Origin of the sequence: Pseudoalteromonas sp. 120-MNA-CIBAN-0494, assembly GCF_040308885.1 — a bacterium.
GTDB classification, from domain to species: Bacteria; Pseudomonadota; Gammaproteobacteria; order Enterobacterales; family Alteromonadaceae; genus Pseudoalteromonas; species Pseudoalteromonas nigrifaciens.
Map to the genome: position 1 here is coordinate 122,147 of NZ_JBEOOE010000003.1, position 14,311 is coordinate 136,457.

11 protein-coding genes are annotated in these 14,311 nt (G+C 39.3%); 6 read left to right on the top strand and 5 right to left on the bottom strand.

Going from position 1 to position 14,311, the window contains the following annotated elements; genetic code table 11:
* Positions 1-106 precede the first annotated feature (106 nt).
* The 4 genes from AAEY55_RS03800 (at position 107) to AAEY55_RS03815 (ending at position 6,194) form a co-directional block, all read left to right on the top strand.
* Positions 107-919, top strand: coding sequence for a DUF3025 domain-containing protein (locus tag AAEY55_RS03800; protein WP_011328305.1), 813 nt, complete (start codon positions 107-109; stop codon positions 917-919).
* A complete protein-coding gene (locus AAEY55_RS03805; protein ID WP_011328304.1) occupies positions 916-1,704 on the top strand; it encodes an ABC transporter ATP-binding protein in 789 nt (262 codons plus the stop codon). Before AAEY55_RS03800 ends, AAEY55_RS03805 begins: the two co-directional genes overlap by 4 nt.
* Positions 1,697-2,905: an ABC transporter permease gene (locus AAEY55_RS03810; protein WP_011328303.1), complete on the top strand. Its 1,209-nt coding sequence runs from the start codon at positions 1,697-1,699 to the stop codon at positions 2,903-2,905. The genes AAEY55_RS03805 and AAEY55_RS03810 overlap by 8 nt, the downstream gene beginning before the upstream one ends.
* 229 nt (positions 2,906-3,134) lie before the next feature.
* On the top strand, positions 3,135-6,194 hold the full coding sequence (locus tag AAEY55_RS03815; protein ID WP_182676643.1) for an ATP-binding protein: 3,060 nt from the start codon (positions 3,135-3,137) through the stop codon (positions 6,192-6,194).
* A gap of 121 nt (positions 6,195-6,315) precedes the next feature.
* Here the strand turns inward: AAEY55_RS03815 and AAEY55_RS03820 are convergent, their stop codons facing one another.
* The 5 genes from AAEY55_RS03820 to AAEY55_RS03840 all read right to left on the bottom strand — a co-directional run bounded on the left by AAEY55_RS03820 (position 6,316) and on the right by AAEY55_RS03840 (position 12,306).
* The gene (locus tag AAEY55_RS03820) at positions 6,316-8,040 is read right to left on the bottom strand and encodes a proline--tRNA ligase (protein ID WP_089368340.1); all 1,725 of its coding nucleotides are present in this window, start codon (positions 8,038-8,040) and stop codon (positions 6,316-6,318) included.
* Between the two features lie 94 nt (positions 8,041-8,134).
* Positions 8,135-8,839, bottom strand: coding sequence for a tRNA (N6-threonylcarbamoyladenosine(37)-N6)-methyltransferase TrmO (gene tsaA / locus AAEY55_RS03825; protein ID WP_041454438.1), 705 nt, complete (start codon positions 8,837-8,839; stop codon positions 8,135-8,137).
* A 403-nt stretch (positions 8,840-9,242) separates the two neighbouring features.
* On the bottom strand, positions 9,243-9,812 hold the full coding sequence (locus AAEY55_RS03830; RefSeq protein ID WP_350550110.1) for an outer membrane beta-barrel protein: 570 nt from the start codon (positions 9,810-9,812) through the stop codon (positions 9,243-9,245).
* Positions 9,813-10,073: 261 nt separating this feature from the next.
* Positions 10,074-10,538, bottom strand: a complete 465-nt coding sequence (locus AAEY55_RS03835; RefSeq protein ID WP_011328298.1) for an acyl-CoA thioesterase — start codon at positions 10,536-10,538, stop codon at positions 10,074-10,076.
* Positions 10,539-10,659: 121 nt separating this feature from the next.
* A complete protein-coding gene (locus tag AAEY55_RS03840) occupies positions 10,660-12,306 on the bottom strand; it encodes an electron transfer flavoprotein-ubiquinone oxidoreductase (protein ID WP_182676647.1) in 1,647 nt (548 codons plus the stop codon).
* Positions 12,307-12,525: 219 nt separating this feature from the next.
* Here AAEY55_RS03840 and AAEY55_RS03845 point away from each other — a divergent pair, with 219 nt between their 5' ends.
* Complete coding sequence (locus AAEY55_RS03845; RefSeq protein ID WP_011328296.1) at positions 12,526-13,275, top strand: electron transfer flavoprotein subunit beta/FixA family protein; 750 nt, start codon at positions 12,526-12,528, stop codon at positions 13,273-13,275.
* Positions 13,276-14,202: an FAD-binding protein gene (locus tag AAEY55_RS03850; RefSeq protein ID WP_339683149.1), complete on the top strand. Its 927-nt coding sequence runs from the start codon at positions 13,276-13,278 to the stop codon at positions 14,200-14,202. It abuts the gene before it with no gap.
* The last annotated feature ends 109 nt before the right edge of the window (positions 14,203-14,311 follow it).

The following is a 14,311-nucleotide window of genomic DNA, read 5'->3' on the forward strand; positions in this document are numbered from 1 at the left end:
TTTTTGTTTTAAGATAACCCAGTATATGAAGTTCTATTAATTAGAACCAGTTTTTGCGGTAAACTGTTACAAAATTTAAGGTATAAACTAGTAAGTACAAATAATAATGAAGCGTTTTACTCCCCCAGAAGAATTTCAGCCAAGCTGCTTACAAAGCGGCGCTTTTGAGCATTTGCGTACGTTGTTTAATATACATGAGCAAAAAAATTGGCCTCTGCCTAGCTGGTTTAGCCCACACTTAAACGCAATTAATGCCAATAACTTGGCTATTAGCTTTGTCGATGATGCAAAAATAGATTTTGCTGAGCGTTATTACGAGCAAGTTATTTTTGAAACAGGGCAGGTGCCTACGCGTACTGAAAATTGGCACGACTTATTTGGTGGCTTTATTTGGTGTTTATTTCCTAAAACCAAAGCGCTCATTAATCAACGCCACGTAGCAGATATTGCAGTACATGGCACAAAGCAGCGTACCAAACATCGCAATGCCCTAACCTTATTTGACGAATGCGGTGTTGTACTGGCTATTAGCAATACCCAATGGCAACAGTGGTTGCGCGATCATCAATGGAAAACAGCGTTTGTTGAGCATAGAGCGCAGTGGGGAAAAACCATCAAACCATTTATGTTTGGCCATGCTAATTACGAAATGCTAACTAAACCCTATATTGGTTTAACGGGTAAAGCGTTGTTTGTAACTGTACCCGATGAAATATTTTGTAAAGATTTAGTTACCCAATACCAGTACCTAGATCAAAGACTTTATGAGATGATAAAAACCGATCAGTGTTTAGCCGACAATAAACTCCTTTCACCTTTACCACTACTAGGTGTTCCGGGGTGGCATGAGGACAACACCGACGACACATTTTATAATAATACGGATTACTTTAGAGAAAAACGAAGGATACGAACATGATAGAAGTTATTGGCCTTAAAAAGAAATTTAAGCTAACTAAAGATCATAAAAAAAACAAAGTAGATGAAATAGACCCGCGCGAAGATAAAGATTATTTTCATTCAGTTAGAGATGTTAGCTTTCGTTGTGCAAAAGGCGAAGTACTTGGACTGCTAGGACCAAATGGCGCAGGTAAAACCACCACGTTAAGAATGATTTCTACTGCCTTAAAACCCGATGCCGGCAGTATTACCATTGCCGGTAACGACATAATAAAAAAGCCATTGCTGGGGCGTAAATCGATTGGGTTTCTATCGGGTTCAACCGGCTTATACGGGCGTTTAACCGTAAAAGAAAACATCGAATATTTTGCAAAACTCCATGGCATGAGCAAAAAAGATATTGCAACACGCTGCGAAGAGCTATTTACCTTGCTCGATATGCATAAATTTATAGATAAGCGTGCAGAAAACCTCTCAACCGGAATGAAACAAAAAGCCAATATTGCCCGCGCAGTAGTGCATTATCCTGCTGTAGTGGTTTTAGATGAGCCAACGACCGGGTTAGATATTATGACCACACAAACGGTAATTAACTTTATAAAAGGTTTAAAAGCGCAAGGAACACCGGTTGTTTTTTCAACGCACCACCTAGATGAAGTTGCTTTACTGTGCGACCGCGTAGCAGTGATTAACGAAGGCGTAAGCTGTTTTGATGGCACTGTAGAAGAGTTTAAACAAACAGGTAACAGTGAAGAACTTAACCAAGCGTTTATGAACATATTAACGGAGAAACGTGATGTTTGAAGTATTTAAAAAGGAATTAAGAGAGTTACTACGCGATAAAAAAACGCTCATATTTGTAGTGGCTGTGCCAGTTGCAGTGTTCCCACTTATTTTTGCCGTTGTTGCCTTTATTAGCGCACAAGCAGCTATGGATGCAGAGCAAAAAGTAAATACCTACGCTATTGTAAACGGCGACTATGCGCCAGAGTTTACCGACAAAGTGTTTTACCATAAAAGTTTTGAGCAGTATAAAGGCACTAAAACCTTTAATAGTGTTGCACAGCTTAAAGCCGCAGTGATTGCTGGCGATATTGATATGGGCATTTATTTACCAAGCAATGCACAGCAAACGTTAAATAATGCACAGCAAAGCAAATGGCAGGTAGTGTTTAACGACGCTAAGTCTATTAACTTTTTGTTTCAGCGGGTGAAAGAGCTAGCGCAAGAATACAGCGATGCGTTACAAGTACAAAAGCTGCTTAGTTTTGGCATTGACGAAGCAACGCAAAAAGCAATACTTGAACCAATTGAAGTTGTAAAAGTAGATACCGCCGACAAACGTGAAAACCTAGGTGAAAAAATAGGTGGGTTTTTACCGTACTTATTAGTACCTTTAGTATTAATGGGAGCAACTTATCCTGCCATTGACTTAGGAGCAGGCGAAAAAGAACGTGGCACCCTAGAGACATTATTGTTAACACCTATCACTCGTACACAACTTGTTTTAGGTAAATTTATTACCCTTTTAACTACTTCGATTGCCTCTACAACCATTACTGTGCTGAGTATGGGAGTGTGGATAGCCTTGGCGATTACTTTTGCGGATCTTGAATTTATTAAAGTTGCATTTAGTAGCTTAGCCGTTTCTGATTTATTAATGATTTTTGTATTACTGTTACCACTGGCGGCTATATTTTCTGCGCTAGCGTTAGCTATTTCAATTTACGCACGTACCTTTAAAGAAGCGCAAAACTACATGACACCGTTATCTCTGGGCGTTATTTTTCCGGTAATAATTGCCTTAATGCCAAATGTGGAACTCACTGTTAAAACAGCGTTTATTCCTGTCACTAATGTAGCGTTAGCAATAAAAGAAATAGTTAAAGGCACAGTAGATTACACGCTAATAGGGCTAATATTTTTAGCTACAGCTATTATTGCCGGTATTTTATTAGCTTTTTGCGTTAAATGGTTTAACCGCGAAGATGTGTTATTTAGATAGTTAATAGACAAAGCTTTAAGTTTTGAAGGCAGCACTCGCTGCCTTTTTCATTTATAAACAAATATAAATAGCGTTTAGTTTATTTCATTAAGAGCAATGGTAGTGGTAGAATACACTTCATAATTTGGCACTCTTTATTGCAAATAAAAGAGGTAAGTAATTAATTTTGAGGTTTATTGTTTCTCAATCTAGACTACTTATGTAAGTACTATAGTGTAGGTAATAGTAAATGTTAAAACGAAATTTTTTATCTAGAGTTGCAAAAAGTAATAAGCTAATACTTTTTGCCGTAATGATTTTTATGATCATTGCGTTGCCTTCAATGTATATATTTGAGCAAAAAGTAAGAAGTGAAATTTATCACACGGCGCAAATAGAGCTAAAACGCGAACTCGAAACTAAAACATTATCGTTAAAAAAACACTTTACCGACAGCGTTAACGCCATTCGATTTTTAGATGCAACCCCACCTATAAAAGCAATATCACGCGCTAGTGAAAATCAATTGTCAGATCCAGCATCTGCAACGCCTATGGCCATTTGGAAAAATCGCTTAGCGAGTATATTTTCTGGCTTTATGCGCACCGACGAAAGCATATTACAAGCGCGTTATATAATGCTAGCAGAAGGCGGGCAAGAAGTCGTAAGGGTTGATCGGACCGAGCAAGGCAAAATTACCATACTCGAAGGCGAGCAATTACAACAAAAAGGCCAACGAGATTACGTTATTAAAACCAGTATGCTTGATGAGCACACTGTTTATATTTCGCCAATAAATTACAACCGTGAAAATGGTAAAATTCAGCAGCCTTATATCAGTACCTTTCGGGTAGCAAAACCTGTATTTGACAAAAACAAACAGGTTTCTGCGGTTTTAGTTACGAATTATTATGCAGAGCAACTATTTAAAAGCCTCACTTTTGAGTCTCCGCAAGGCACTGCAATTTATTTAATGAGTAACCAAGGTGAGTTTTTATATCATCCAAACCCAGAGCTGCGCTTTGGGTTTGAGTTTAATAAAAGCAGAACCTGGGAGCAAGAGTCTGTTGGCGCGCAAAATATGGCTGCAGACAAAACGCTGCCGTTAAATAACTACCCACAACAATACACACTTCAAAAGCGTATTTATTTTGGTAATGATATTGCCATGCTGCCACTCGAGCTTGCTGTGAGTGTAGATACGCAAACATTATTAGCAAAAGTGAGCGAGAGACGCCAAAGCTTTATTACTACATTAGCTGTATTTTTTGGTGTGTTTTTAGTTATGACCATGCTGTATCAGCGCTTTATAAACCGAAAGTTACTTATTCATTCGTTAAAAGAGCAAAATAACACAGTAATAGAAAACTCCTTAGATGCTATTTTTAGCATTTCAGAGTCGGGTAAAGTAGTGCAATTTAATAACACAGCTAAGCAAGTGTTTGGCGATATACTAGAGAGTGATAACGTAAATTTTATTTCTTTATTTACTTTAAATAAAGAAGATGAGCAATGCATAAGAGAAACCATTAAAAATGGCTCTAAAATGCCCTTTGAAGCCATGCACACCGACAGTTCGGGCAATAAATACTACTACTCAATAACCCTCAGCAGTATTTATGATGTGTTTAATGAGCGTTATCAAGTTGCGGCTATTTTAAGAGACATAAGCTCGCTTAAAAATATTCAAGCTGAACTTGAGGGAGTTAATACCACTTTAGAGCTTAAAGTTTCGCAAAGAACCCGAGAGCTTGAGCGCGCAATAGATGAAGCATTAGCAGCAAGCCAAGCTAAAAGTGACTTTGTAGCTAATATTTCTCACGAAATACGCACCCCTATGAACGGGGTATTAGGCATGCTAGAAATGCTTAAAGAAGATGGCTTATCAGAGCAACAGCATCATTATTTAAAACTTGCAAATAGCAGTGCTAATTCTTTAATGAATTTAATTAATGATATTTTAGATTTTTCAAAAATAGAAGCGGGTAAGCTCGATATTGATAATCACAGCTTTGATGTTGTTACCGTGTGCAGCGATATGATTAACTCATTAGCGCTACAAGGGCAACGCAAAGGACTTGAAGTATTTTTACACACCCACAATATTGTTGATCGTATGGTAGTAGGTGACAGCCATCGCCTTAAGCAAATTTTAATTAATTTGGTTAATAATGCTTTTAAGTTTACTCACAAAGGTGAAGTTAGCTTAACCATAGGCTCTAAATACATTACCGATACTAAATTACAGATGAGTTTTGCGGTTAAAGACACTGGAATTGGCATAGCAGCTGAAAATATAGATAAACTATTTGAAGTGTTTACCCAAGAAGATTCAAGCACCACACGCCATTTTGGCGGTACCGGCTTGGGTTTATCAATTTGTAAAAAGCTAGCGCAATTAATGGGTGGTAATATATCGCTAACAAGCGAAAAAGGGGTAGGGAGCACTTTTACTGCAACCGTTGAGCTGCATGTAGCACCCCAGAAAAAGCTAAATACCGGCATTGAGCTTGCTACCAGTATTGATGTTGCTGCATTAATTGCTCGCGATAATGTGTATAACAATGTGTGTGATTTATTACTGCAAACATGCAAAGTAGATAAAAGTAATATTGTTAGGTTAGATTACTTTAGTGAGCATGATGAGTTTGAAGCGGACTTATTAATTATTGACGACGACCATCCACAAGTTAATGCCCTGATTAGCTTTTGCAAACAGTACGATAAAAAATATGTACTAATTTTGCGTGATATGGTGATGAACAAACAATCGAAAAAAGTATTTCCTGATCATCTACATATTTTAAATAAACCGCTTACCCAAGATGAGTTTAGTTACAAATTAGCGAGTTTATTTGGTGCCAGTAGCGAGTTTGTTATTACCCCACCAAAGAGCTTAATTGAAGAGCCTGTAGATGCAGACTTATCAGCTTATCATGTGCTTTTAGTTGACGATAATATGATCAACATAGAAGTGGCTAAAGCGATTTTAAAGCACACTAAAGTTAAAATCACCTGTGCATCTGACGGTCTTGAAGCTTTAGAGGCGTTAAAGAGTAATAAACAGCAACCTTTTAACGTTATTTTAATGGATTGCCAAATGCCTAATTTAAACGGCTACGATACCACCAGCGAAATTAGAAACGCCAAAGCCGGAATAGAATATATTCATGTGCCTATCATTGCGATGACAGCAAGTGCAATGGAAGGCGACAGAGAGCGTTGTTTAACGGCCGGTATGAACGACTACATTACTAAACCAATTAAGCCGCAAACGTTAAAAGACAAGCTTATTACGTGGTTGAGTTAACACTAAAGCGAAATAGGCGGCTTTTAATAAGTCACCTTTTTTTAGCTGAAGTGATTATATTTTAGATATAAAAAAACCGCTTTAAAGCGGTTTTTTATTTATAGTTAAGTGTATTTTATGCTTAACCTTTAACAGCTGCTTTAATTGCATCGATTGCTGTATCAATATCAATCATTAGCTTTTCACCAGTGCGGCGGTTTTTAAGTTCAACTTTGTTTTCATCAAGGTTGCGCTCGCCAATAACTAATGTAAATGGTACGCCAATTAATTCCATGTCGTTAAACATAACGCCAGGGCGCTCTTTACGGTCATCAAATAACACATCAAGGCCAGCATCTTTTAAGCCTTGGTAAAGGTTGTTAGCAATATCTGGAATGCGATGCGACTTATGCATATTCATAGGCACAATAGCTAAATCAAACGGTGCAATTGGTTGTGGCCAAATAATACCGTATTGGTCGTTGTTTTGCTCGATTGCTGCAGCAACAATACGCGACACACCAATACCATAACAACCCATAGTCATTATTTGGTTTTTACCTGATTCGTTTAATACGCCAGCCTTCATTGCTTGTGAGTATTTAGTGCCAAGTTGGAAAATATGGCCAACTTCAATACCACGTTTAATTTGTAAAGTGCCTTGGCCACATGGGCTTGCATCGCCTTCTACAATATTACGTATATCAGCAACTTCATAATCAGTTACATCACGATCCCAGTTAATGCCGCTGTAATGCTCGTCGTCTTTATTAGCGCCGGCAACAAAGTCAGCTAGTATGTTAGCGCTTCTATCAACAATAATTGGCATAGACAGGCCAACCGGGCCTAATGAGCCAGGTTTTGCACCAATAGCAGCAACAATGTCTGCCTCTGTTGCCATTTCAAGCGGAGAATCTACTAACGGGTGTTTTTCAGCTTTTAGTTCGTTAAGGTCGTGATCGCCGCGTAAAACTAGCGCAACTAAACCACGTACCCCGTTTTCATCAGGCGTAGCGTAAACGATTAATGTTTTAACACCGCGATGTGGTTTAACACCGTAGTGCTTTTTAAGCTCGTTAATTGTTTTAGCGTCAGGCGTTGGAAACGCTTTAAGCTCTTTTGTTGCAGCTGGGCGTGGCTCGCTTGGTGCAAGTGCTTCTGCTTTTTCAATATTTGCTGCGTAGTCGCTGCCATCACTAAATGCAATAGCGTCTTCACCAGATTCTGCAAGTACATGAAACTCATGCGATACGCTACCACCAATAGAACCCGTGTCGGCAATAACAGGGCGGTAGTCTAAGTTTAAACGCTCAAAAATATTACAATACGCTTTGTGCATTACTTGATACGTTGCATCTAAACACTCATCACTTAAGTGAAATGAATAGGCATCTTTCATTGTAAATTCGCGGGCGCGCATTACACCAAAACGCGGACGACGTTCGTCGCGCACTTTAGTTTGTATTTGGTATAAAGAAATTGGTAGCTGTTTATAGCTGCTAATTTCTTTACGAACAAAATCAGTGATCACTTCTTCGTGAGTTGGGCCAAGCGCAAAGGTACGATTATGACGATCGGTAAAACGCATAAGTTCAGGACCAAACTCATCCCAACGACCTGATTCTTCCCATAAATCTGCTGGTTGAATTACTGGCATCAGCATTTCAATCGCATTGGCTTTATTCATTTCTTCACGTACGATATTTTCTACTTTTCTAAGTACCCGTAACCCAGTGGGTAACCAAGTGTATAAACCCGAAGCGACACGACGGATCATACCGGCTCTAAGCATTAATTGATGCGATACAATTTCAGCATCCGAAGGCGTTTCTTTAAGTGTGGCGAGTATATATTGACTGGTACGCATGTTGTTTCCGAAATTAGAGTAATTATGTACATATTGTAAGGGCTTCAGTCTACCAGCGGTTGCATTTACACTAAAGCGCTAAGTGATAAATTATTTAGGTATTTTCTATACTAGTAACTAAATTATGTGACTCATTAACTTGCCAGCAAATATTATAGTTATACAAAGTCATGCCGTAGCTTTGCTGTCCGTCTTTTTGCTTTTTATAAGCAGGGCGAGGATCTTGCTTTAGCACATTACTTATAAACGCCTGTAAATCTGGATATTGCGTTTGCTGCGCAATAAAATCTAGTACTTCAGGGGTAAATTCAACGCTCATGTGGGTTTCTGGGCGGGTGTCGGCAAACCCCGCACTGGCCTCTGGCATAGAGTCAGAATAGGGTAAGTAAGGTTTTATATCGATTATTGGTGTGCCATCGAGTAAATCTATTCCGGCGAGTAATAAGCTCAGTTGGCCATTTTTATACTCTATACCTTCTAGTTTTACTGCGCTCATACCAATGGCGTTAGGCCTAAAAGTGGCACGCGTGGCAAACACGCCTTTGCGGGCATTACCACCTAAACGAGGCGGGCGCACCATAGCCGAATAGCCTTTGTCGGCTGTTTCATGAAAACGAAATAGCAGCCAAATATGGCTAAACTCATCGAGCCCGCGTACAAATTCTTCACGATTAAAGTCAGGCGCAAAAATAAGCTTTGCTTTAGCTTCTGGCACTAAACGAGGTTGCCTAGGTATAGCAAACTTTTGTTTATAAGGAGATTGAATGTGGCCAATAGCCGAAATGGTATAATCGCTCATAGTACTCGGGTGCAAATGAAATAGAGCGCTATTCTACCCATATTTAGCGTTTATGGCATTACTTGTAAGTGAGTTTATTACTTAACCTGAGCTCCGGATAATAAACCTATCTCAAGCAGCTACTTTCAGCGCTAACTGCGTTGAATTTACTTGCAATAGGCCAGCTATTGACGCGTAAATTCGCCTTATTTTCACTGAAAATCTCTGGCTAGAGAAAATAAAATTAAATATAACTATGATTTAATACGTTAGTAAATCTCTTAACCAGAGCTCAGGTTACTTATAGAAGCCTAGTCTAAAAGGTATTGATTAGACTAAGTGGTTTATATGCATGTGCGTTTAAACCACTCAAAACAAAAAAGGTAAGCCTAAGCTTACCTTTTACACACGTTTTAGGGTTTAATTAAAACATGTACTGCACTGATAGAGACGCTACATCCATATCTGGGTCAATATCGTCATCAAGTTTATAGCGTTCATACTCTAAACGAAATTGAACGTTTGTTGTAAGTGCATATTCAATACCTGCACCGTAAAACGCATCACCACCATCTGTAGAAGCTGAAACAGAACCTACTGGTAAATCTTGTGTGTATTCTGCATCCCACTCAAGCCAACCGCCTTTTGCATACACAGAAAAACTCTCTGTAATAGGGTAGCCCAAGCGTGCGGCAAGCGATACGCCATCAATTTCAGCTTTGCTGTCCACATCACTTACTTCATCAAAGTTTTGATAAGCAAGCTCTAAGCTTAAATACTCGTTAAATTGTGCGCCAACGTAACCTTTTAGCATTTGTGCATCGTCGTCAAAGTCAGTGTCTTTGTCACTGTCTTCAAATTCAAAAGAATATTGACCGTAACCAACACCCGTGTAGATACGTGGAGAATCGAAATCAGCAATATCAGCCTTAGCTGCAGTATTAAAACCCAGTGTTACTAAAGCAAGTGTAGAAAGAGAAAGTGTTTTAATCATGAATTAGCTCCTTTAATAATAAAAATCAAATGCTTGAAAAAATAAGATGTAATTAAATCAAACGTCATCAAGGTAGGTGCAGTGAGCATGCCACTTATTAAAAACATAAAAAAACGGCCATAAAAACCTACTTTAGTATTGGTTTTTATGGCCGTTTGTATGATACGTGTACAGCAGTGAACTTTTATTAGTTGTTACTTTCTAAGCTCTATTGCATGTTTTACAAAAAGTGTGAGGTTTTTACAGGCACACTTTAGTTACTTATACCTTATGCAGTAAGTTTTCCGTCTCTATTGCAATTTCTTTCATTTTTATAGCGTAGTTTTCTAATTTTAAATCTTCTTCGGTAATCGCTTTAAAAGAAGGCACAGCTACTGGGTAACCGGTTTCATCCATAGCAATAAAGCTAATAACACAGTGGTTGGTTTCAACCATATTTTGTGTTTTGGGGTCGCCACAACGCACTTGAATAAATATTTGCATACTGGTTTTACCGGTATGCGCTATTTTAGCTTCCACTTCAACAATTTGGCCTACTAAAATAGGGCGTCTAAACTTCACCCCAGCAACAGATACGGTAACACAGTAATGGCCACTCCAGCCTGCAGCACATGCATAGCCAGCTTGGTCAATCCACTTCATGACGGCTCCACCATGCACTTTACCACCAAAATTTACATCAGTAGGCTCTGCTAAAAAACGAAAAACAACTTTTGACGACGGCATAACTAATTCTCTTTTATAAAAACTAGGGTAAGCATAGCGCAAAACAGGGGCACAAGCCCCTGCAAATTAGTGTAGGTTTATAATTTATATGTAAAAACCTACTTTTTATTAACAATAATAACTACATATTAGGATAATTTGGCCCGCCAGTCCCCTCCGGAGTTACCCAAGTAATATTTTGGCTCGGATCTTTAATATCGCAGGTTTTACAATGCACGCAGTTTTGCGAGTTAATCACAAACTCTTTAGTGCCAGCAATTTCTTGAATTTCATAAACCCCAGCAGGGCAATAGCGCTGCGCTGGCTCATCAAATTTAACTAAGTTTACAGCAATTGGAATACTCGGATCTTTTAATTGCAAATGACACGGCTGTGACTCTTCGTGGTTAGTATTTGATAAAAATACCGACGACAACTTATCAAAACTGAGTTTACCATCGGGTTTTGGATACACTATTTTATCGGCATCCGCCGCATCAACTAAAGTATCGTGATCTGGGGTGTTGTCTTTAAAGGTAAATGGCAAGCAACCATTAAAAATATTTTGATCTAGGGTGTTATATGCGCCACCAACAAACTTACCTAACTTGTGCATAACAGGGCCAAAGTTACGTGATTGCTGCAATTCTTTATAAGCCCAAGATTGCTCAAACGCGTCTTTAAACTCGCTTAAGTCGGTATTTGCTTGCTCATTTTCTAATGCTTTAAAAATAACTTCAGCTGCCACCATACCCGACTTCATTGCAGTATGATTACCTTTAATTTTTGCAAAGTTAAGCGTACCTGCATCGCAGCCTACCAATAACCCACCAGGAAAATGCATTTTTGGTAATGAGTGCAAGCCGCCTTTAGCAATAGCACGAGCACCATAAGCAACACGTTCGCCGCCTGCTAATACATTTTTAAACACAGGATGGTGTTTCATGCGCTGAAACTCATCAAACGGGCTTAAATGCGGGTTTGAGTAGTTGAGATCAACAATCAGTCCTACCACAACTTGGTTGTTTTCACAGTGGTACATAAATGCGCCGCCGTTAGTATCGCCTTGTAATGGCCAGCCTGTACCGTGTACTACTGTGCCTAATTGATGCTTACTTTCATCAATTTGCCAAATTTCTTTTAAGCCTAAGCCATAGTGCTGCGGTGATGACTCATCATCGAGGGCAAATTCATTAATGAGTTGTTTGCCCAAATGACCACGACAACCTTCGGCAAATACGGTGTATTTAGCGCGTAGCTCCATGCCAGGCATGTAACCATCTTTTTCGTTGCCGTCTTTATCAAGGCCCATATCGCCAGTAATAATGCCTTTTACTGTGTCGTCTTCAATAATAAGCGAATGCGCACTAAACCCAGGAAAAATCTCGACTCCCAGTGCTTCTGCTTGCTCAGCTAACCAGCGACAAACATTCCCCATAGAGACAATATAATTGCCATCATTATGAAAGGTTTTTGGTGTGGCAAAGTGCGGAATAGCGGTGGCTTTTTGTTCGTTGTTAAACCAGTAAATTTCATCCTTTGCTACTTTGGTGGTTACAGGGGCGTTGAGCTCTTGCCAATTTGGCAGTAATTCATCCAGCGCTTTGGTTTCAAACACGGCACCAGAGAGTATATGAGCACCCACTTCTGAACCTTTTTCAACGACACAGATCATGCATTCTTGTTGTTTATTTTGCGCTTGTTGTGCCAGTTTTATTGCACATGCAAGACCCGCTGGGCCTGCACCTACAACAACTACATCAAATTCCATGGTTTCCCGGGTGATCATAAATACCTCTTATTCGAATGGTTAACGTACCCTATATTTAACTACACGTTAATGAAATACATAACCCATTTGATAGATGCTAATAAAAAGTTATGGGTTGTGAATGTTTAAAGGTTATTTTAGGTTGATGTTTACGTCAATAGACAGTAGTCTGATTTCATAAAATAAATAGGTTGACGTGCACGTCAGCTTGTAGGTTTAAATAACGATGGAGTCCATATGAAAGTTCTCGTACCAATAAAAAGAGTTATAGATTACAACGTAAAAGCGCGAGTTAAGTCAGACAAAACAGACGTTGATTTGACCAACGTAAAAATGGCGATGAACCCATTTTGCGAAATTGCAATTGAAGAAGCTATTCGCTTAAAAGAAGCGGGTACAGCAAGCGAAGTTATTGCCGTAACAATTGGGCCAAAAGCCTCGCAAGAACAGTTACGTACGGCATTAGCCCTAGGCGCCGACAAAGCCATTCACATCGAAACCGATGAAAAGTTAGAGTCGCTGCACATTGCTAAATTACTTGCAAAAATTGTAGAACAAGAAGCACCAGAATTAGTTATTTTAGGTAAGCAATCAATTGATTCAGACAATAACCAAACCGGCCAAATGCTAGCTGCATTGACCAAACGTGGCCAAGGTACGTTTGCTTCAAAAGTTGAAGTGGTTGATGGAAAAGTTAATGTTACCCGTGAAGTTGATGGCGGCTTACAAACAGTAGCGCTTAATTTACCGGCTATTGTAACTACCGATTTACGTTTAAACGAGCCACGTTATGCGTCGCTGCCAAATATAATGAAAGCAAAACGTAAACCGCTTGAGGTTATTGCAGCCGATACTTTGGGTGTTGATTTAACGGCCCGTGTGCAATTAATTAGCGTTGAAGAGCCAGCTAAACGTACTGCCGGTATTATAGTTGAGGACGTGGCGCAACTTGTAGAAAAATTAAAAACAGAGGCGAAGGTAATCTAAATGAAAACACTTGTAATAGCAGAACACGATAACGGTGTATTAAAACCAGAAACCTCAAAAACAATTAACGCAGCAGCAAAACTTGGTTTTCCTATTGATGTGCTTATTGCGGGCGAAAACCTAGGTGTATTAAGCGAAGAAGTTGCGCTTATTAATGGCGTAGCCAGTGTACTGGTAGCAGATAACGCAGTATATGCACACCAATTAGCTGAAAGTATGGCAGATTTAGTGCTATCGCTTGCTGATTCTTATAGCCACATAGTGGTAAGTGCTACCACTACAGGTAAAAACTTTATGCCGCGCGTTGCAGCCTTGCTTGATGTTGCACAAATTTCAGAAATTGTTGACGTTGTTGACGCAGAAACATTTAAGCGTCCTATTTATGCGGGCAACGCAATTGCCACGGTTAAGTCACTCGATAGCAAAAAAGTTATCACTGTACGTGCTAGTAGCTTCGACTTACAAACAGAGCAAGCAAGCGCGCCAATAACGGCAGTTAATACGGTATCCGATTCTGCGCTAAGCAGCTTTGTAAGCGATGAGCAAACTAAATCAGAGCGCCCAGAATTAACCGCAGCTACTGTGGTTATCTCAGGTGGTCGTGGTATGCAAAATGGCGAAAACTTTAGTTTATTACACGGAATAGCCGACAAGTTAGGCGCTGCTATTGGTGCTTCGCGCGCAGCAGTTGATGCAGGCTTTGTACCAAATGACATGCAAGTAGGGCAAACAGGTAAAATTGTAGCGCCAAACTTGTACATTGCAGTGGGTATTAGTGGTGCAATTCAGCATCTAGCCGGTATGAAAGACTCAAAAGTAATTGTCGCAATTAATAAAGACCCAGACGCACCTATTTTTCAGGTTGCAGACTACGGTTTAGTTGCCGATCTGTTTGATGTTTTACCACAGCTAGAGCAAGCTCTATAAGTTAATAACTAAAAATTATATTTGTATTTATAGTTATAGTGATAAATTAAAAGCCGCAGTATCATTTTATGATGCTGCGGCTTTTGATTGTGCCTAATAAACCTAAGGT